This is a genomic window from Amycolatopsis sp. DSM 110486 (assembly GCF_019468465.1).
Taxonomy (GTDB): Bacteria; Actinomycetota; Actinomycetes; order Mycobacteriales; family Pseudonocardiaceae; genus Amycolatopsis.
Map to the genome: position 1 here is coordinate 7,419,137 of NZ_CP080519.1, position 17,648 is coordinate 7,436,784.

The window sequence follows — 17,648 nt, forward strand, 5'->3', positions numbered from 1 at the left end:
ATTGCTCAGTGTGCTGTCGCAGCGATCTCGATCGGGTAGCCGCCCCGGAGGACGGCGATGGTCGCGGGTGGCGTGATGACCTGGGCCGTTCCGCGGCGGGGCAGGGCGTGGCGTGGGCCGTAGCCGGAGGTCGTCCAGTCGGTCAGGCCGCCGTCCACGACCAGCGCGGGCCGGTCTTCGCGCAGGACGAACACGCCATCCGGCAGCTCTGTCCACGGCAGCTCGTGCAGCCGGCGCCGGCGACCGGCGAGGCGTTCGGCGTGCAGCTGCCGGTTCATGGCCCGCGCGGACGGCGGCGCGACGTCCAGCGCCTCGGCCCAGCCGTCGCGGTACCGCACGTAGTCCGCGCGCCGGCATTCCCCGCACGGGCGGTGCCCGGCGGCGAACGAGACGGCCTCGTCGTGGAAGTACAGGTGCGTGTAGCGGTGCGGCAGCCACTGCTCGCGCCACCGGCCGCGGAACTCGAGCCGGCAGGTGAGCCACAGGTCGCTCGCGTGGGTGCGCACGATCTCGTGTCCGGAGTGGAGGATGCCGCGGTTGCCCGTCCACGCGCCGCGCAGCGGGATCGCGACGATCTCGCCCAGCGGCGTCACCCGGTTGCGCTCGGGCGCGCTAGCCACGGCCGGCTCCGCTGTGCCGGACAACGCTGCGCCTGACGATGCCGTGCCTGACGATGTCGTGCCGGTCAACGCTGTGCCGGACGATCGGATGGACGACAATGACCCGATGGTCCGCATCGCACGCGTCTACGACCCGGCCGGCCCCGACGACGGCACCCGCGTCCTCGTGGACCGCGTCTGGCCGCGCGGCCTGGCCAAGGCGAAGGCCGCCCTCGACGACTGGTGCAAGGCCGTCGCGCCCACCACCGAGCTGCGCAAGTGGTACGCCCACGACCCCGACCGGTTCGCCGAGTTCACCCGCCGCTACCGCGCGGAGCTCGCCGCACCCGGCCCGGCGGCCGACGCCCTGGCCGCCCTGCGCGACCGCGCCGCACAGGGCCCGCTCACGCTGCTCACCGCGAGCCGCGCCCTGGACATCAGCCAGGCCGCCGTCCTGGCGCAGCTGCTTTCGGAAGACTGACACAACCCCATCGTCCCCGCTCGCAGCACCGAGCGCTGGCAGGTTCGCGACACCGACGCGAAAAGCCGCTGCCGGCACCCGCGGAAGCGAGCGCCGGCAGCGGCCAGGAAGAGAAAGCCTTACGGAGCCAGGTTCAGCTGCGTGGCCTTCACCGCGTTGGCGACCTGGGTGCAGTCGGCCGTGGTGGTGCCGGCGACGCCGGTGCGGGCGTTGGTGGTGCAGGCGGAGTTCAGCGCCGTGCCGAGGTCCTTGAAGGTGGACGTGGGGCGCAGCAGGTTCTCGACCTTCCACCACAGCGCGATGGCCTTGTCCTCGCCGATGCCGCGGACGGTCTGGCCGTTGAAGGTGTCGCCGTCGGTGATGAGGTAGTCCGTCTTGTCGACGACGCCGGCGTCGATGTGCGGGTCGCCGTTGGCGCCGACCCAGAACTGGCCGTTGACGCGGTCGGGGCTGGGGCCCTCGCCCGAGTTGGGCGGGTTCTTCATGTCCCGGACTTGCCCAATGGACGAGCCCGCGCCCATCAGCCAGCGGTTCGCGCCCTGCACGTTGGCGTCGCCGGACTTGATGGCGATGAACTGGCCCATCACGTCGGACATGCCCTCGTTGAGCGCGCCCGCGTAGCCGTTGCCGAGCTGCGAGGTGTGCTGGGTGACGCCGTGGGTGAGCTCGTGACCGGTGATGTCCATAGTGGTCACGCCCTCGCCGAAGGCCATCTGCTCGCCTTCCCAGAACGCGTTGGCCCACGGGCACTGCGTGTGGCGGCGACCGTCCGATTCGGTCTCCACCTCGCACATGCGCACGGTGCCGCGCAGGGCCTTGCCCTTGCCGTCGTGGTAGTCGGTGCCGATGTTGGCCGTCAGGTCGTACGAGGCGAACTGGGAGTAGAAGTTCTGTGCGTCGCCGAAGAAGTCGTAGACGCTGTTGACGTCTGCCGTCGCGACCGCGGCCTGGCCCTCACCTCGGGTCACGCCGAACGCGGTGCCCACGCCGCAGCGCAGGTCGGCCAGCGTCGCGATGTCGAGGTCCACGACCTTGCGATTCGCGTCGCACACCACGCGGTTGGTGGCGGCCTCCGACTCGCCCCACACCTGCAGGACCTTGCCGGTGTCGGCCCCGACGACGACTGTCCACTTGTCCTCGGGGTCCACGCCGTTGACGGGCACGAAGTAGGTCGGCACGGCGGTGGCGCTCGCGCCGTCGCCGCCCAGGCTCGCGTCGTACCAGTACGCGGTTTCCGCGCCGGTCTTCAGCACGCCGGCGTCCTTCTGCGCCACGGCGGCGTGCGCAACCTTGGCCGCGCGGTCCTGGGCGCCCTTCGCGTCGGCCGGGAACGAGCCCTGCGTGCGCTGTGTGGTCTTGCCGAGCGCGGCCATGAGCGCGCCGCTGCCGTCGAGGTCCTGCACGATCTGCGCGCCGTACACCGGCACCCCGCCGACGTTCTGCTGCAGCCGCGCGACGCTGCCGCCCGGAAGGGACTGCACGCTGGTGAGGGTGAGGTCGCCGACGGCGAGACCGAACTGCAGGGCCAGGTCCGCAGTGTGCGACTGCGCGGCCGCGGCGGCGTTCCCGGCGAGGCCGCGTGCGGCGGCGACGGGGGCCGCGGGCTGGACGGCGATGACGCGGCCGAGGGAGTCGGTGCTCACCTGGGTCTGCTGGGGCGACGCGCTCGCGGCGCCACCGGCGGCCACGAGGATCGACGAAGCCGTCACTGCTGTAGCCAGCACGGCCAGTCGTTTCGAAGACATACGGTCTACCTTCCGCACAGAGGGCCAACCCGAGTGGCCCGTGGAAGAAGTTTCCGATTCCGATCCGAAACTCAGAAGCGCCGAAAGTAGGAAGTGGATCGTGGTCCAGCCATTGGATGTAAAATACCCAAAACGGACACGTTAGAGCGGATATCTTTCTGCGCCAACGACTTCCGGCCCGGCGGCGAAAATGGCCGATGTCCAGGATGTGGGATCAGAGAACCGCGGCTCGCGCGTGGAATTCGCGCCGCACCTTTTCGATCCCGGGCGTGGACCGCGAAGGGTGCACGCGGTTCGTCAGCAGCACGTAGAAACGGCCCCGCTCCGGCTCGATCCACAGGCTGGTCCCGGTGAAGCCGGTGTGGCCGTAAGAGGTGGGTTCCAAGGCGGTGCCGACGGGTGAGCCCGGCACGTCGAGGCCCTGCCACGCGAGCCCGCGGCGTAGCGCGAGATCTTCGGTGTGGCAGGCGATCATCTCCGTGTGCGACGCGGGTTTGAGCAACGCTTGCGCGCCGCCGGCCAGCGCCTGCCCGAGACGCTCGACGTCGCCGAGCGTGGCGAACAAGCCGGCGTGCCCGCAGATCCCGCCCAGCACCACGGCGTTTTCGTCGTGCACCTGTCCACACACGACCCGGCCGCGCCACGGACAGTCCTCAGTGGCCACCGCGTCGGCCAGAAACCCCTGAGCAGGGCCGAAGCCGGTGGCCGTGAGCCCCAGCGGCTGTGTGACGAGCTCCGTCACGAGCCGGTCGAGCGGTGCGCCACCCGCGGCCTCGGCGATCAGCCCGAGCAGGATGAACCCCTGCGACGAATACTCGACCCGCGTGCCGGGCGAAGAACGCAACGGCCCGGTCCGGATCGCCTCCAGCAGCGCTTCCCGCGTCGGGTGCTCGCGGTAGAGTGGAGTTCCGCCCGGCAGCCCGGACGTGTGCGCGAGCAGCTGCCGGACGGTGATCCCGGCCTTGTCGCCGCCCGCATACGCCGGCAGGTGCCGGGGGAGTGGCTCGTCGAGGTCGAGCAGCCCCCGTTCGGCCAGTGCCACCACCACGATCCCGACGACCGGCTTCGTCACCGACGCGAGATCCCATCGGCTCTCCTCGGTCGCCTCCGGGCCGCCGTGCCAACGCGGGCCGAGCACCCCGCGGTCGAGCACCTCATCGGCGGTGCCGACAGACCACGCCGCGGCCGAGTACAAGCCCGACGTGGAAGCAAGAAGATCGAGCAGCTCAGTCCTCATCGGACACCGCCTGCAAGCCGGCCGGGCCCAGCTTCGCCGAAATCCGGTTCGCCGCCTCGGCCACCAGCGGGCCGAGCGCCGCAAACGCCTCCGGCTGCAGCGTGAACGTCAGCCCCGACACGCTGACCGCTCCGGCGACCACCCCGTCGGCATCCACCACCGGCGCGGCCACGCACCGCACGTGCGCCTCGTACTGCTCGTCGTCGACCACGTACCCGAGACTGTCCACAGTGGCCAGCGAAGCGCGGATGGCGGCCGGATCCGTGGAGGTCTTCGCCGTCCACGCCTTCAACGGCCCGGAGAGCACCTCGGCGACCTCGGCCTCCGGCAATCGCGACAGGATTGCCCGCCCGACGCCCGTGCAGTACAGCGGCACCTCGCCGCCCGGCCGCGTGTTCAGCCGGTACGCCTGCTCCGGCTCGAGCTTCTCCACGTACACCGCCCGGTCGGCGTGGCGCACCGCGTAGTGCACCGTGTGCCCGGTCCGCCGCCGCAGGTCAGCGAGCACGGGGCGGGTGGACCGGGTGGTGCGGCTGCCGGCGAGCACCGCGGCCGAGAGTCCGAGCAGCCTCGGCCCGACGTCGTACTGGCCACCGCCCGTCGCGGCGGCGAAACCGGCGTCCGCGAACGTCTGCAGCATCCGGTGCGCGGTGGGTTTCGGCAGGTCACAGGCCTTCGCGACGTCGGCGAGCCGGTGCGGCCCACCCGGGAGCGCGAGGGTCGCCAGCACTTCGAGCGCCTTGTCCACCGCGCCGCGGGGACTGTTCGCCGAGTCGTTGACAGCCTTGGTCACGGCGCCTACCTTAGCGCAATCGCATTCCACCTGACGGAACGGTCTTTCACTTCACGAAACGATCGAAAGGAGTAGGCACCCCGTGGCCCCTCCGCGTCCCCGCCTGTCCCGCCGCGACGCCCTCCGGCTCGGCGGCCTCGCGCTGCCCGCACTCGCCCTGCCGAGCTTGCTCACCGCGTGCGGCAGCGCCGCCGGCACTCCCGGCACCGTGCTGCGCGTGGCCCAGACCTCGGACCCGAAAACCCTGGATCCCCAGAAACAGGGCGACCTGACCTCCATGAACGTGCTGATCAACATGTTCGACACGCTCACCACGCGAGGTCCGGACAACCAGCTCAAACCCGGGCTGGCCCTGTCGTGGTCCTCGCCCGACCCGCTGACCTGGCGCTTCAAGCTCCGGCCCGGCGTGAAGTTCCACAACGGCGAGCCGTGTGACGCCAAGGCCGTGGCCTTCAGCATCAACCGGCTGCTCGACCCCGCCACGAAGTCACCGATCGTCGAGCTGCGCTACGTGAAGCAGGCCGTGGTCGTCGACCCGCTGACGGTGGACCTGCGCTGCAGCGAGGCCGACCCGATCATCCCCGCCAAGGTCTCGCTGTTCGGCGGCGTCGCCGTGCCACCGGAGTACCTGAAGCAGGTCGGTTCGGCCGGCTTCGCGAAGCATCCGGTGGGCACCGGGCCGTTCACCTTCGAGGAATTCGAGCGCGACCACCAGCTGCGGATGCGCGCGAATCCCGCGTACTGGGGCGGCAAACCCGCCTACGACGAGCTCGTCTTCCTTCCGATGGCCGACCCGTCGTCCGCGCTCGCTTCGCTGCAGAGCGACGAGGTGGACATCGTCGCAGGCCTGACGCCCGACGCCGCGCTGCAGATCCAGGGGTACCCGGGCGTCGAGATCCGCCACTTCCCGGGCATCCGCACCTCGTACCTCTCGCTCGACACCACGCAAGGCCCGTTGCGCGACGTGCGGGTGCGCCAGGCGCTCAACCACGCCGTCGACGTGCCGCTGCTGATCAAGGCGGTGCTCGACGGCAAAGCCCGCGAGGTGCCGACGATGTTCCCGCGCGAGTCGTTCGGCTTCGACCCGTCGATCACGCCGTACACGCGCGACCTTGGCGAAGCCAAGCGCCTGCTGGCCGAGGCCGGGTACGCGAACGGGTTCGACACGTCGATCAGCGCGCTCACGGCCGACTCCAACGTCGCGGAGGCGATTTCCGGGCTGCTCGCGAAGGTCGGCGTGCGGGCGCGCGTCGACCTCGTGGACTCCGGCACCTACACGAGCCGGCTGACGTCGGACAACCGCGGCGCGCTCGGCCCGATCTACCTCGCCGCCAGCACCGGCTGGACGCTCGACGCCGAAAGCCTGGTGCAGTCCAACGTCCGCCACGACCGGCGCCAAAGCCGCTGGCACAACGCCGAAGCCGATCGGCTCATCGACGGCGAGGAACTCTCCCTCGCGCCCGCCGACCGGCAGAAGGCCTTTACGTCGCTGCAGCAACTTCTGAAGCAGGAGGCGCCGTTCGTGTTCCTTTACCAGATCGACAACGTCTACGCGGTCAACACCCGGCCGACGTGGCAGCCCGGTGTCGTCGGCGTGCTCGCCATGGCCTCGGCGAGGGTGACCCCGTGACGGCGCCGGTCACCACCGCCACCCGGCTGCCCGCGCGAGCCGGCGCCGGCGTGCTGCGCGTGGTCGTGACGAAGGTGCTCACGGCGATCGTGGTGCTGTTCTTCGTGGCCACGGCGGCGTTCCTGCTCGTGCGGCTCTCGGGCGACCCCGTGAAGCTGATCCTCCCGCCCGACGCCACCGCGGCGCAGGAGGCGACGCTGCGCGCGAGCCTCGGGCTCGACCGGCCGCTGATCACGCAGTACCTCGACTACCTCGCCGGCCTGCCCCGGCTGAAGCTCGGCACCTCGCTCGTCTACGACCAGCCGGTGACCGACGTGCTGTTCTCCCGCATCCCGGCGACGCTGGAGCTGGCGGGGGCCGCGCTGCTGGTCGCGCTCGCGCTCGCGGTGCCGGCGGGCACGTTCGCCGCGATGCGCCGCGGCCGCGCCGGCGACTCCGGCGTGATGGCCGGTGTCCTGGTCGGACAGTCCACTCCGGCCTTCTGGGTCGGGATCCTGCTCATCCTGATCTTCGCGGTGCAGCTGAAGATCCTGCCCGCGTCGGGCTACGGCGGAATCGAGCACCTGATCCTGCCCGCGGTCACGCTCGCCGTGTACTCGGTGGCGGTGATCGCGCGGCTGCTGCGCTCGTCGCTGATCGACGTGCTCGGTTCGGACTTCATCCGCACCGCGAAAGCCAAGGGCCTCGGCACTGGCGGGATCGTGCTCGGCCACGGCATGCGCAACGCCGCGCTGCCCGTGGTCACGGTCGTCGGCCTCGAGGTCGGCTCGCTGCTGGGTGGCGCGATCCTCACCGAGCAGGTGTTCTCGTGGCCCGGCCTCGGCCGGCTCACGGTCGAGGCGATCCAGAACCGCGACTTCCCGCTCGTGCAGGCGGCGGTGCTGTTCTTCGCCGCCACGTTCGTGATCGTGAACCTGCTGGTGGACCTGTCCTACACGATTCTCGACCCGAGGGTGCGGGTGACCTCATGACCGCCATCACCGCTGTCGCCACTGTGCGATCCGTCCGGCCGAGCGCCGTGCGCGCGATGCTGCGCAACCGGCTCGGCGCCGTCGCCGTGGCCGTGCTCGCGCTGATGGTGCTGGTCGCGGTGTTCGCACCGCTCATCGCGCCGTACGACCCGGGCGCGCAGGATCTGCTGGTGCGCCTGCACCCGCCTGCGTGGCAATCGGGCGGCGACGCGAGGCACCTCCTCGGCACCGACCAGCTCGGGCGCGACATCCTTTCGCGGCTTTGTTACGGCGCACGGATTTCGTTGCTGGTGGGGGCGTGCGCGGCGCTGCTCGCCGGGATCGTCGGCGCGGCGATCGGGCTGGTGGCCGGGTTCCTCGGCGGCTGGTTCGACCGGATCCTCATGCGCCTGGCCGACATCCAGCTCGCGTTCCCGCCGATCCTGCTCGCGCTCGCCATTGTCGGGTTCCTCGGCTCCGGCCTGTGGTACGTGGTGCTGGTGCTCGGCTTCACGGGCTGGGTCTCCTACGCCCGCGTTATCCGCTCCGAAGTGCTTTCCTTGCGCACCAGGGAGTTCGTCACGGAGGCGCGGGCGATCGGCGTCACGGACCTCGCGATCATGCGCCGCCACCTGCTGCCCAACGTGATGGCGCCGCTCGCCACCATCGGCACGCTGCACGTGGCCGCCGCGATCGTGGCCGAGGCGTCGCTGAGCTACCTCGGCCTCGGCGTGCCGAAACAGACCGTGACCTGGGGCGGCATGCTCAGCGACGGCCAGCTGTACCTGGGCACGTCGTGGTGGGTGGCCGTGTTCCCCGGCATCGCGCTGATGCTCACCGCGCTGTCCGTCAACATCACCGGAGACGTCCTGCGCGACGTCGCGGACCCGAAGGCGTACCGCTCATGAGCCTCGTGGAGATCAAGGACCTGAGGGTTGAGTTCCGGCTCGACACCGGCACGGTCACGGCCGTCGACGGCGTGAGCTTCGCCGTGGACGAGGGCGAGACGCTGGCGGTGGTGGGGGAGTCGGGCAGCGGCAAAACGGCCACGGCCCTGTCGTTGCTTCGGCTGAACCCCGAACCGCCGTGCGTCTACGAGGGTGAGGTGCTGCTCGACGGGCGTGACGTACTACGACTGTCCGAAAAGGACCTCCGGCGCATCCGCGGCAACGACGTCGCCATGGTCTTCCAGGACCCGATGACGAGCCTCAACCCGGTGAAACGCGTGGGTGCGCAGGTCGCGGAAGTCGTCCGCCGGCACGCACGTGCTTCGCGGGCCGAAGCGGCCAAAGCCGCGGTCGAAGCGCTGGCCGAGGCCGGGATCCCGGACGCGGAACGGCGGGCGGCCCAGTACCCGCACCAGCTTTCCGGTGGGCTGCGCCAGCGCGTGATGATCGCGATGGCGCTGGTCGGCCGGCCGCGGGTGCTCGTGGCCGACGAGCCGACAACCGCGCTCGACGTGACCGTGCAGGCGCAGATCCTGGAGCTGCTCGTGGAGCTGCAGCGCCGCCACGGCATGGCGATCGTGCTGATCACCCACGACTTGGGCGTGGTGGCCGAGGTCGCCGACCGGGTCGTGGTGATGCGCTCGGGCCGCGTGGTCGAGACCGGCGCAGTACTGCCGGTGTTCGAGACACCGCAAGAGGAGTACACGCGCGAGCTGCTGCGCGCCACACCGAAGCTGGAGCGGGTATGACGAACCTGGTCGAGATCCGGGGCCTGCGCAAGGACTACGGCGCGGTGTCCGCCGTAGACGACGTCGACCTCGACGTGGTCTCCGGCGAGACGCTCGCCGTGGTCGGGGAATCGGGGTCGGGCAAGACGACGCTGACGCGGCTGTTGCTGCGGCTGGCCGAGCCGACGGCGGGCAGTGTCCGCTTCGACGGCGCCGACCTGGCGACGCTGCCCGCGGCCCGCCTGCGCAAGGTGCGCCGCGAGATGCAGGTGGTGCTGCAGGATCCGTACTCCAGCATGAACCCGCGCCTGCGCGTCACCGAGATCGTGGGCGAACCGCTGGTCACGCACGAGCGCGGCCTGCGCGGTCGGCGTGGCCGCACGCGGTTGCGCGCGCGGGTCGACGAGCTGCTCGACGCCGTCGGCCTCGCGCCGGAGGTGCAGGACCGCTACCCGCACGAGTTCTCCGGCGGGCAGCGCCAGCGCATCTCCATCGCCCGCGCGCTCGCCCTCGAACCGCGGCTGGTCGTGCTGGACGAGCCGACGAGCGCCCTCGACGTCTCCGTGCAGGCGCAGGTGCTCGACCTGCTCGCCGAACTGCAGTCGCGGCTGCAGCTGACGTACGTGTTCGTGTCGCACAACCTCGCGGTGGTGCAGCAGATCGCCGACCGGGTGGCGGTGATGCGGGCGGGCCGGATCGTGGAACTCGCGTCGAAACAGCGGCTCTTCTCGGCGCCAGAGCACGAGTACACGCGGACGTTGCTCGACGCGGTGCCGGACCCGGATCCGCGGCGGGCCCGGCGATGGGCCGCGTCGTGAGGTGGCCGACGTGACCTCAGTGCCGCGACAGCACCAGGCCCGCGCCGCCGAGCAGCACGATGTCGTCGGCCGGGCCGGTGTTGACCAGCACCCGCGGGGGTTCCGCGCCGGTGGCCCACGACGAGTCCTCGCGCAGGCGGTGCTCGATGCGGGCGCGGAACGCTTCGCCGCCTTCGGACGCTTCGCCGTGGAGGATGAAGAGGCCGGGGGCGAACAGCTGCTGGATGTTGACCAGGCCCAGGGCGATGTTGCCCGCGTACTCGTCGAGCAGCGGGTCGCCGGCCAGCTCGCGGACGCCGCGGGCGGCCAGCCCGCGCCGTTCGGCCTCGGCGCGCAGCCACGACGTGGTCGCGACGGTTTTCCAGCAGCCGCGTGCGCCGCAGGTGCACGGCAGACCGCTCGCGGCCACCGTCATGTGCGCGCCGCTGCGCCCACCCGGCGGGGCGAGCACCTCACCGTCGTAGAGGATGCCGACGCCGAGGACCTCGCCGGTGGACACCGACGCGAACGTCGTGCGGCCGCGGCCCGGGCCGAACCAGCGGTCGCCGAGGACCTGCACGCGGGCGAGGTGTTCCACATGCACGGGGACGCCCACGAGCCGGGTCACGACGTCGGCCACCGGGTAGCCGTGCAGCGCGGGCACTTCGTGCACCTCGATGATCACGCCCGCCGACGCGTCGAGCAGGCCCGCGGCGGCGATCCCGACTCCGGCCGGTGCGCTCGGGAACCGCAGCGCCGAGGTGAGCGCGGCGTCGATCTCGCCGGGGTCGGCCGTGCCGTGCGGGTACATCGCCTCGGCCTGCCAGAGCACCGTGCCCGACAAGTCGAGCAACGCGGCGCGCACGCGCCCGGGCACCAGCTCGACGGCGCCGAGCAGCGGTGCGTCCGGCGTGCGCGGCTCGGCAGCCGGAACCAGCCGCAGTGCTGGCCGTTCGCCGGAATTCATGCGGTCACGATGCCACGCCCGGCCCGACGAGGGGAGCCCACATGCCCGAACTGACGCGGATGACCTGGCGGGAGGTGCGCGCGGCCGCGCCGTCGGCCATCGCGGTGCTGCCGATCGGCTCGCAGGAGCAGCACGCGGGCCACCTGCCGATGGGCACCGACACGATGCTCGCCGAGGCCGTGGTCGACGGCGCGCTCACCCGCCTCGGCGGCGATCCGGAGGTCGTGCGGCTGCCCGCGCTGCCGTTCGGCCACAGCCCGCACCACCTGTTCGCCGCGGCCGTTTCGCTCTCGGCCGCCACACTGCAGGCCGTGCTCGCCGACGTGCTCGATTCGCTCGTGCGCAGCGGCTTCCGGCGCGTGTTCGTGGTCAACGGCCACGGCGGCAACGACGAGATCATGCGCCTGGCGGTGAAGCAGTACGCGCTGCAGGCCGACGTCGCACTCGCCGCGTGCTCGTACTGGTCGCTCGGCGAAGCCGCTTCGCCGGGTCACGCCGGGCTGTTCGAGACGTCGCTGATGCTCGCCGCGAAGCCGGACCTGGTGCGCGAACCCGCGCCTCGGCCGGACGTGACCCCGCCGCCGTTGTTCGACCGGCCGCCCTACCCCGGGCTGACGGTCGAGCGCCACGGCGAGTGGGCCCGCGTCGGCGGCTCCACCGACGACGCCACGGCGGCGACCGCCGACCGCGGTGCCGACCTGCTCGACCGGCGGGTGGCGGCCTTGGCGGCGGCGATCCGCGCTTTCCACAACGCCACCGCGGCCACCGGAGAACACGTACACACCGAAGGGGAGGCATGAAGATCACCGACGTCGACGTGCAGGTCGTGAACCTGCCGTTGACCAACCCGTTCACCAGCTCGTTCGAGACCAAGACGGGGGAGACCCGCACGGTCGTGCGCCTGCGCACCGACACCGGCGTGGAGGGCTGGGGCGAGACGATGTGGGGCCGCCCGGTCGCGGAGCTCACGCGCCAGCTCGGCGCGGAGCTGGTGGGCAAGAGTCCGTTCGCGCTGGAGGCGTTCCACCAGCGGCACCACATGGTGCCCTTCTTCCACGGCTACCTGGGCTACGCGGCGCTGGCGGCGCTGGACGTCGCGTGCTGGGACGTGATGGGCAAGGCCACCGGGCAGCGCGTGACCGACCTGCTGGGCGGCCCGGTGCGCGAGGAGGTGCCGATCACCGCGCTGGTGACCCGCGCCGACGCGCCCGGCGCGCAGGGCCGTGAGCTGGCGCAGGGGATCGCCGAGCACGCGGCGAAGGTCGTGGCCGAGGGCGGCTTCACGGCCGTGAAGCTCAAGGGCACCACGGATGTCTTCGGTGACGTCAAGATCATGCGGGAGCTGCGGCGAGCGCTGCCGGACGTCCAGCTGCGCGTGGACCCGAACGCCGCGTGGTCCGTGCCCGACTCGATCCGCGCGGGGCTGGCGATGGAGGAGCTCGACCTGGAGTACCTCGAAGACCCGTGCGTGGGCATCGAGGGCATGAGCCAGGTCCGCGCAAAGGTGCGGATCCCCTTGTGCACCAACATGTGCGTGGTTCGGTTCGAGGAGTTCGCCCCGGCGATGCGCCTCGGCGCGGTGGACGTGATCCACGGCGACGTCTACAAGTGGGGCGGCATCGCGGCGACGAAGGCGCTCGCCGCGCACTGCGAGACGTTCGGCCTCGGCATGAACCTGCACAGCGGCGGCGAGCTGGGCATCGCGACGGCCGCGCACCTCGCCGTGGTCGCCAGCACGCCCGTGCTCTCGCGCGCGATCGACAGCATGTACTACCTGCACGTGGACGACATCGTCGAGCCGCTGCACCTGGAGGCCGGCCGTCTGCGCGTGCCGACCGGCCCCGGCCTGGGTGTGGAGGTCGACGAGGACAAGCTCGCCTTCTACGCCGCGAAGAACGCCGCCGAAGGCGACCTCACGGGCTGACGCGCGCGAGCACGCCGTCGAGGGAGCACACCAGCGCTTCGGGTGAGCCGTGCAGGTGGGACAGCGCGGTGCCGCCCTGCTGGGCGGTGAGCAGCGTCAGGGCGAGGTGCTCCGCGGAGACGTCCGCGGGGATCTCGCCCGCCGCCTGGGCTCGGCGGACGAGCGTGGTGATGGCGTCCTGCCAGCGGTCGAACAGGCGCGCGAGGGTGGTGCCCAGCTCGGCGTCGTCGTCGACCTGGCCGACGAAGGCGCCGAGCGGGCAGTTGCCGTAGCCGCTCTCGTCGGCCGCGGCGAGCACCTCGTCGCGCCAGCGGCGCAGGTCGGTGCACTCCTCGTCGTGCAGCGACGGCTGCGCGGCCAGAACGCGCTCCAGCTGGTACTCCAGCACGGCGACGGCGAGGTCCTGCTTGCCGCCGAAGTAGTGGTACAGCTGGGATTTGCCGGTGCCGCTCTCGGCGAGCACCTCTTCCAGCGGCGTGCCGCCGATGCCGCGCTCGTGCATCAGCCGCGCGGCCGTGGTCACGATCTTCTCGCGCGTGCGGCGGCCGCGGCTCGTGGTCGGTTCGGGGCGCATCTACGCGGGATAGGTCTCGTAGTGGCGGGTGTCGAGCGTCGCGGGGTCGAACTTGCCCGCGATCGAGCCGATCCACTGCTTGAACAGCGGGCTGGCGCGGAAACCCCGCTCGTGCGCCTCGACCGACGTCCAGTCCACCGCCACGGTGAAGCGGCCGGGTTCTTCCACACAGCGGCTGATCGTCGCCTCCAGGCAGTCCGGGTGCTCACGCAGGTAGGGCACGCCCGAAGCGATGGCCCGGCCCAGCTCGTCTTCACCGCCGGGCAGCGCGGTGAGGGTGGCGACTTCGGTGACCATGACTGCCTCCCTCAGGCGGTTTCGACGGGCAGGTCGGCGCGGGCGCTCCACTCGTTCCACGAGCCGTCGTAGTTGGTCCCGAGGGGGTAACCGGCGATGGCGAGTCCGAAGAGGACGGTCGAGGCCGCGACGCCGCCGTTGCAGTAGGCCACGATCGGCCGGCCGGGGTCGAGCTCGGCCGCGGTGAAGAGGTCCTTCAGCTCGGCCGCGGAGCGCCAGGTGCCGGTGGCGAGGTCCACGAGGTCTTCGCGCGGCACGTTCACGGCGCCGGGGATGTGCCCCGGCCGGTTGCCGGGACGCGCGATCTCGCCGGTGTACTGGCCGGGATCGCGGGCGTCGACGAGCTGGATCTCCGGTTTGTCCAATGCGGCCAGCACGTCCTCGGCCGTGGCCCGCAGTTCCGGGCGAGTGCGCGGGGTGAACACCGCGCGTGGGTGCTGCGGCACGGCCGTGTCGACGGCCCGGTTTTCCTGCTGCCACCGGGTGAAGCCGCCGTCGAGCACGACCACGCGGTGGTGGCCGTAGTAGTGCAGCGCCCACCACAGCCGCGTGGCGAAGGTCGACGCCGGGTGCGTGTCGTAGGCCACCACGAGGTGCTCGTCACCGATCCCGGCCTGCGCCATCGCGTCGGCGAACTGCCGCTCGGTGGCCACCTGCACGGGCACGGCGTCGTCCGGGTCGACGATGTCGCGCGTCCAGTCGAGGAACACCGCGCCGGGCACGTGACCGGTGGCGTACTCGTCGGCCGAGCTCTCGTAGCCGAGGCCGGCCGGCCGCGGTGAAGAGGCCCCCGCGCCCTGGCCGGGCAGCGGCGGCACGGAGCCGCGGATGTCGACGATCCGGACGTCCGGATCGTGCAGGTGTGCGGCCAGCCACTCGGTGGTGACCAGGAAATCGGTGCGTGGCATCGGCTCGGGCCCGTCCCTCCGGCGGGGCCGGTGCCCGCCTTCAGTCTGTACCATACAGTACAGTTCTGGACGGTGTCATTCCCGGCAGGTCAGCGCAGCGCGTTGATCGTGATGGTGAGCGTGTCCGGGTCACCCGCCTGTACGGCGCCGCTGAAGTCCGGGCCGGGGGAGACGTCGTCGTAGGGGAAGGCGTAGCCGCGGTCGTCCGGCAGGCGGCTGTGGACGATGCGGGCGTAGTGGTTGGTTTCGGCGGCGGTGTAGAACTTCGCGGGGTCTTCGCCGTCCGGCTGGTTCGGGTTGTCGAGCAGCGTCGTGCGGTTCAGCGCGGCCGCCAGCCGGGGGACGATGGCCTTGCGAGCGTCGCTGTCACCGTCCTTCAGCGCGAACGGGCCGCTGTCGCAGCTCCACACGTCGGCGGTCACTGGTTTGGCAAAGCGCTCGCCGTTGGTGAAGGCGAGCATGCCGTCGCTGCCGACACGGCCGGTGAACTTGCCCAGACCCGGGATCTGAGAGTCGACGGTGAGGTCGGTGCTCGCGTACTTCTGCCAGGCCGAGTCGATGTACCTGTCGAGGTAACCGGTGAAGCGGTCGGCGCGGTGCTGCGCGGACAACGCGCGCAGCGGAGGGCCGTCGGAGCCGGCGTCCACGAGTTCGGCCCACGCGCCGCCTTGGGCCTTGAGCGCGTCGCAGATCGGGTCGAGCGAGCGGGCGGGCAGCCCGGGCACGGTCTGGTCGCCCGAGCCGGTGGTCCGCAGGTGCAGGCCCAGGGGGATCGCGACGAAGTCGACGTAGCTGATGTTGGCGAACAGCACCGCGTCGTTGAAGGTGAACTCGCAGAACGACCAGTCGCGGCCGTGGTTCGGGTCCGCGGTGTTGACGAAGCTCGGGTGCACCAGCGCGGGGCCGGGGTTGACGAAGAAGTCGAGCTTCGCGTCGGTCACCACGTAGATCCGCGCGCCCGCCATCTTCGGCACGCTCACCTGCGGCAGCGATTTCACCGGGATGGCGCAGTCCTCGGCGAGCGGCGTCTGGTCCGCCGCGGGGGAGGGCGGGTAGTACGGCGTGCCGTCGGCCTTGAGGATCACGACCTTGTTGCCTGGTGCGATACCCGTGATGTAGGCGTAGGTTTCGCCGGCGCCTGAGCGGTCGTCGAACGCGACCTTCACCGTGTCGGGCGTCGCGGCGGAGGAGATTCTGGTGCCCCACAACGGAAAAGTCGCCGCCGCGGCGGACGCGCCGAGGAAAGCTCGCCGGGAAATCAAGGAAACCGCCTCCTGGGGTTCGCGGGCACGCCGACCACACTCCGGACCGCGGGTCGGCGAAAACGGGGACACGCCGGGGAAATCCCCGGCGAAAAGTGGTGCGGATCGCCTGCGCCTGCCTTCTTGTCAGGCGCAGGCGATCCCGCTCAGCCGACCTGGAGGTCGATGCAGGAGTAGAACGCGTTGGCCGTGTCCGCGATGTTCCACACGGCGAGCACGGTCTGGCGGCCGGTGTGGCCGCCCAGGTCCACCTGGTGTGTCACGGTTTCCGGCGGCTGCTGGTTGTGGCCGTCGAAGCTCGCGATCTTCTCGTCGCCGATGAAATACTCGTAGCTCGCGGTGCTGTGGCGCGCGGTGAAGGTCCACGTGAACGTGACCGTTTTCCCGACCGGAGCGGCCTGCCAGGGCTTGGAGTTGTCGTTGAGGTCGGCGAACTGCGCGACGCCGCCGTTGCAGCTGTGCAGGCCCTTCGGACCCTCGACGCTCTGCGGTTCGTACTTGATCTCACCGCAGTCGACCACGCCCTGCGCGCACTGCGCCTGCCGGCTGGCGGGGGAGTTGACGTACCCGTGGGCGCTCGCGATGCCGGCGGGGCTGACCAGGACGAGCACCGGCGCGAGCACGGCGCCCGCGAGTCCGGCGAGGATCTTCCGGTTCGCTTTCATTTCAGCTCCTTCGGGGAATGCTCGCTTCCCGGCCTCGGCTGCGACGCCGTGGGTACGACGCTGCTGGGTACGGCGCAGCGGCGCACTGGCGGGCCGCCGGGGAGGTGTGCGAGCGAAGGGTGACTTTGTGGTCTAGACCATAACCCCGAAGATCGACCTTGGTCAACAACTGGCAAAGAGAAGCTCGAAGTTGGTAAGTGGCCAACCGAAGATCGGTTTTCAGTGCATCGAAGCGCCGGCTTCCCGCGCCGCGTGGACGAACGTGCGCACCGCCGGGGCGATCCCGTCGGCGTGGTACGCGACCCCGATGCCCAGCTGTGGCCGTGGGCCCCGAATCGGCCGGTAGACCACGCCGGCGCGGGTGAGGCGCTGCGTCTCCGAGGCGATGAACCCGAGACCGAGCCCGGCCGCGACCAGCGCGATGATCGACTGCGCGGGGTGGGCTTCCATCGCGATCTTCAGGCTGAAGCCCGCTTCGCGGCACAGCAGCAGCACGGTGTCGTAGAGCTGCGGCGCGATCTGACGCGGGAAGATCACCACCTGCTCGCCTTCGAGGTCGCCCAGCTCGAGCGACTCGTGCGCCGTGAGTGGGTGGCCCTCCGGGAGTGCAAGCTGGAACGGTGCCCGGCCGATCTCTTCGACCGCGAGGCCGGCGTCGTCCAGTGGCGGGTGCACCACGCCGACGTCGAGGTCGCCACGGCGCAGCGCGTGCTCCTGCTCCGCGGTGGTCAGCTCGCGGACCACGAGGCCGACATTCGGCAGCCGTGCGCGGAACAACGCGGCGATCTCCGGGTAGACGACGTAGAGCGCGGGCGACGTGACGCCGACCGTGAGCTGACCGACCTCGCCGCGGTCGGTTCGCAGGGTGAGCGCCGCGGCGTCGTCCATCTGCCGCAGCACCTTGCGCGCCTCGGCCAGGAAGACCTCTCCCGCCCGCGTGAGCGAGACCGAGCGCTTGTTCCGGTGGGCGAGACGCACGTCGAGTGCTCGCTCGAGGCGCAGGATCTGCTGGCTCATCGCCGGCTGGCTGATGTGACAGCGCTCGGCGGCACGGCTGAAGTGCAGTTCTTCGGCGAGCGCCACGAAGCACTCGAGTCCGGTCCGGTCCATCGGCCCAGCCAACTCTGATAATCAAAACAAATCA

General features: G+C 71.2%; 19 protein-coding genes. 8 read left to right on the forward strand and 11 right to left on the reverse strand.

Translation table 11 applies throughout. The features are described 5' to 3' along the window. Positions 1-5: 5 nt before the first annotated feature. A complete protein-coding gene (locus K1T34_RS35975) occupies positions 6-620 on the reverse strand; it encodes a hypothetical protein (RefSeq protein ID WP_220239175.1) in 615 nt (204 codons plus the stop codon). A 106-nt stretch (positions 621-726) separates the two neighbouring features. Here K1T34_RS35975 and K1T34_RS35980 point away from each other — a divergent pair, with 106 nt between their 5' ends. Continuing rightward, positions 727-1,080 carry a DUF488 domain-containing protein gene (locus tag K1T34_RS35980; RefSeq protein ID WP_220239176.1) on the forward strand — a complete coding sequence of 118 codons (354 nt, stop codon included), beginning with the start codon at positions 727-729 and terminating at the stop codon, positions 1,078-1,080. Between the two features lie 119 nt (positions 1,081-1,199). Here K1T34_RS35980 and K1T34_RS35985 read toward each other — a convergent pair whose 3' ends face one another. The 3 genes from K1T34_RS35985 to K1T34_RS35995 all read right to left on the reverse strand — a co-directional run bounded on the left by K1T34_RS35985 (position 1,200) and on the right by K1T34_RS35995 (position 4,855). Further along, complete coding sequence (locus tag K1T34_RS35985; protein ID WP_220239177.1) at positions 1,200-2,825, reverse strand: M4 family metallopeptidase; 1,626 nt, start codon at positions 2,823-2,825, stop codon at positions 1,200-1,202. Between the two features lie 214 nt (positions 2,826-3,039). Then, entirely contained in the window at positions 3,040-4,062 is a 1,023-nt protein-coding gene (locus tag K1T34_RS35990; protein WP_220239178.1) for a serine hydrolase, read from the reverse strand. After that, positions 4,052-4,855 carry an IclR family transcriptional regulator gene (locus tag K1T34_RS35995; RefSeq protein WP_255637799.1) on the reverse strand — a complete coding sequence of 268 codons (804 nt, stop codon included), beginning with the start codon at positions 4,853-4,855 and terminating at the stop codon, positions 4,052-4,054. Before K1T34_RS35995 ends, K1T34_RS35990 begins: the two co-directional genes overlap by 11 nt. An 82-nt stretch (positions 4,856-4,937) precedes the next feature. On the opposite strand from K1T34_RS35995, the gene K1T34_RS36000 reads away from it, so the two are divergent. The 5 genes from K1T34_RS36000 to K1T34_RS36020 are packed head-to-tail and all read left to right on the forward strand — an operon-like array spanning position 4,938 to position 9,928. After that, positions 4,938-6,485, forward strand: a complete 1,548-nt coding sequence (locus tag K1T34_RS36000; protein WP_220239179.1) for an ABC transporter substrate-binding protein — start codon at positions 4,938-4,940, stop codon at positions 6,483-6,485. Beyond that, on the forward strand, positions 6,482-7,456 hold the full coding sequence (locus tag K1T34_RS36005) for an ABC transporter permease (RefSeq protein WP_220239180.1): 975 nt from the start codon (positions 6,482-6,484) through the stop codon (positions 7,454-7,456). The genes K1T34_RS36000 and K1T34_RS36005 overlap by 4 nt, the downstream gene beginning before the upstream one ends. Further along, positions 7,453-8,343, forward strand: a complete 891-nt coding sequence (locus tag K1T34_RS36010; RefSeq protein ID WP_220239181.1) for an ABC transporter permease — start codon at positions 7,453-7,455, stop codon at positions 8,341-8,343. Before K1T34_RS36005 ends, K1T34_RS36010 begins: the two co-directional genes overlap by 4 nt. Then, on the forward strand, positions 8,340-9,131 hold the full coding sequence (locus K1T34_RS36015) for an ABC transporter ATP-binding protein (RefSeq protein WP_220239182.1): 792 nt from the start codon (positions 8,340-8,342) through the stop codon (positions 9,129-9,131). The genes K1T34_RS36010 and K1T34_RS36015 overlap by 4 nt, the downstream gene beginning before the upstream one ends. Then, positions 9,128-9,928, forward strand: a complete 801-nt coding sequence (locus tag K1T34_RS36020; protein WP_220239183.1) for an ATP-binding cassette domain-containing protein — start codon at positions 9,128-9,130, stop codon at positions 9,926-9,928. Before K1T34_RS36015 ends, K1T34_RS36020 begins: the two co-directional genes overlap by 4 nt. A 16-nt stretch (positions 9,929-9,944) precedes the next feature. Here the strand turns inward: K1T34_RS36020 and K1T34_RS36025 are convergent, their stop codons facing one another. Next, positions 9,945-10,874: an ROK family protein gene (locus K1T34_RS36025; RefSeq protein ID WP_220239184.1), complete on the reverse strand. Its 930-nt coding sequence runs from the start codon at positions 10,872-10,874 to the stop codon at positions 9,945-9,947. 41 nt (positions 10,875-10,915) lie between these two features. Between K1T34_RS36025 and K1T34_RS36030 the strand changes: the two genes are divergently transcribed. After that, positions 10,916-11,674, forward strand: coding sequence for a creatininase family protein (locus K1T34_RS36030; protein WP_220239185.1), 759 nt, complete (start codon positions 10,916-10,918; stop codon positions 11,672-11,674). Further along, positions 11,671-12,798 (forward strand): mandelate racemase/muconate lactonizing enzyme family protein, encoded by a 1,128-nt coding sequence (locus K1T34_RS36035; RefSeq protein WP_220239186.1) that lies wholly within the window; start codon positions 11,671-11,673, stop codon positions 12,796-12,798. The genes K1T34_RS36030 and K1T34_RS36035 overlap by 4 nt, the downstream gene beginning before the upstream one ends. On the opposite strand, the gene K1T34_RS36040 is transcribed toward K1T34_RS36035, so the two are convergent. The 6 genes from K1T34_RS36040 to K1T34_RS36065 form a co-directional block, all read right to left on the reverse strand. Further along, positions 12,788-13,372 carry a TetR/AcrR family transcriptional regulator gene (locus K1T34_RS36040; protein ID WP_220239187.1) on the reverse strand — a complete coding sequence of 195 codons (585 nt, stop codon included), beginning with the start codon at positions 13,370-13,372 and terminating at the stop codon, positions 12,788-12,790. The genes K1T34_RS36035 and K1T34_RS36040 overlap by 11 nt on opposite strands. Next, a complete protein-coding gene (locus tag K1T34_RS36045; RefSeq protein ID WP_220239188.1) occupies positions 13,373-13,669 on the reverse strand; it encodes a putative quinol monooxygenase in 297 nt (98 codons plus the stop codon). It abuts the gene before it with no gap. A gap of 11 nt (positions 13,670-13,680) precedes the next feature. Next, positions 13,681-14,577, reverse strand: coding sequence for a sulfurtransferase (locus K1T34_RS36050; RefSeq protein ID WP_220239189.1), 897 nt, complete (start codon positions 14,575-14,577; stop codon positions 13,681-13,683). Positions 14,578-14,666: 89 nt separating this feature from the next. Next, on the reverse strand, positions 14,667-15,839 hold the full coding sequence (locus K1T34_RS36055) for a glycoside hydrolase family 64 protein (protein WP_220239190.1): 1,173 nt from the start codon (positions 15,837-15,839) through the stop codon (positions 14,667-14,669). Between the two features lie 146 nt (positions 15,840-15,985). After that, positions 15,986-16,504: a lytic polysaccharide monooxygenase auxiliary activity family 9 protein gene (locus K1T34_RS36060; protein ID WP_220239191.1), complete on the reverse strand. Its 519-nt coding sequence runs from the start codon at positions 16,502-16,504 to the stop codon at positions 15,986-15,988. A gap of 219 nt (positions 16,505-16,723) precedes the next feature. After that, positions 16,724-17,614 carry a LysR family transcriptional regulator gene (locus K1T34_RS36065; RefSeq protein ID WP_220239192.1) on the reverse strand — a complete coding sequence of 297 codons (891 nt, stop codon included), beginning with the start codon at positions 17,612-17,614 and terminating at the stop codon, positions 16,724-16,726. Positions 17,615-17,648: the final 34 nt, after the last annotated feature.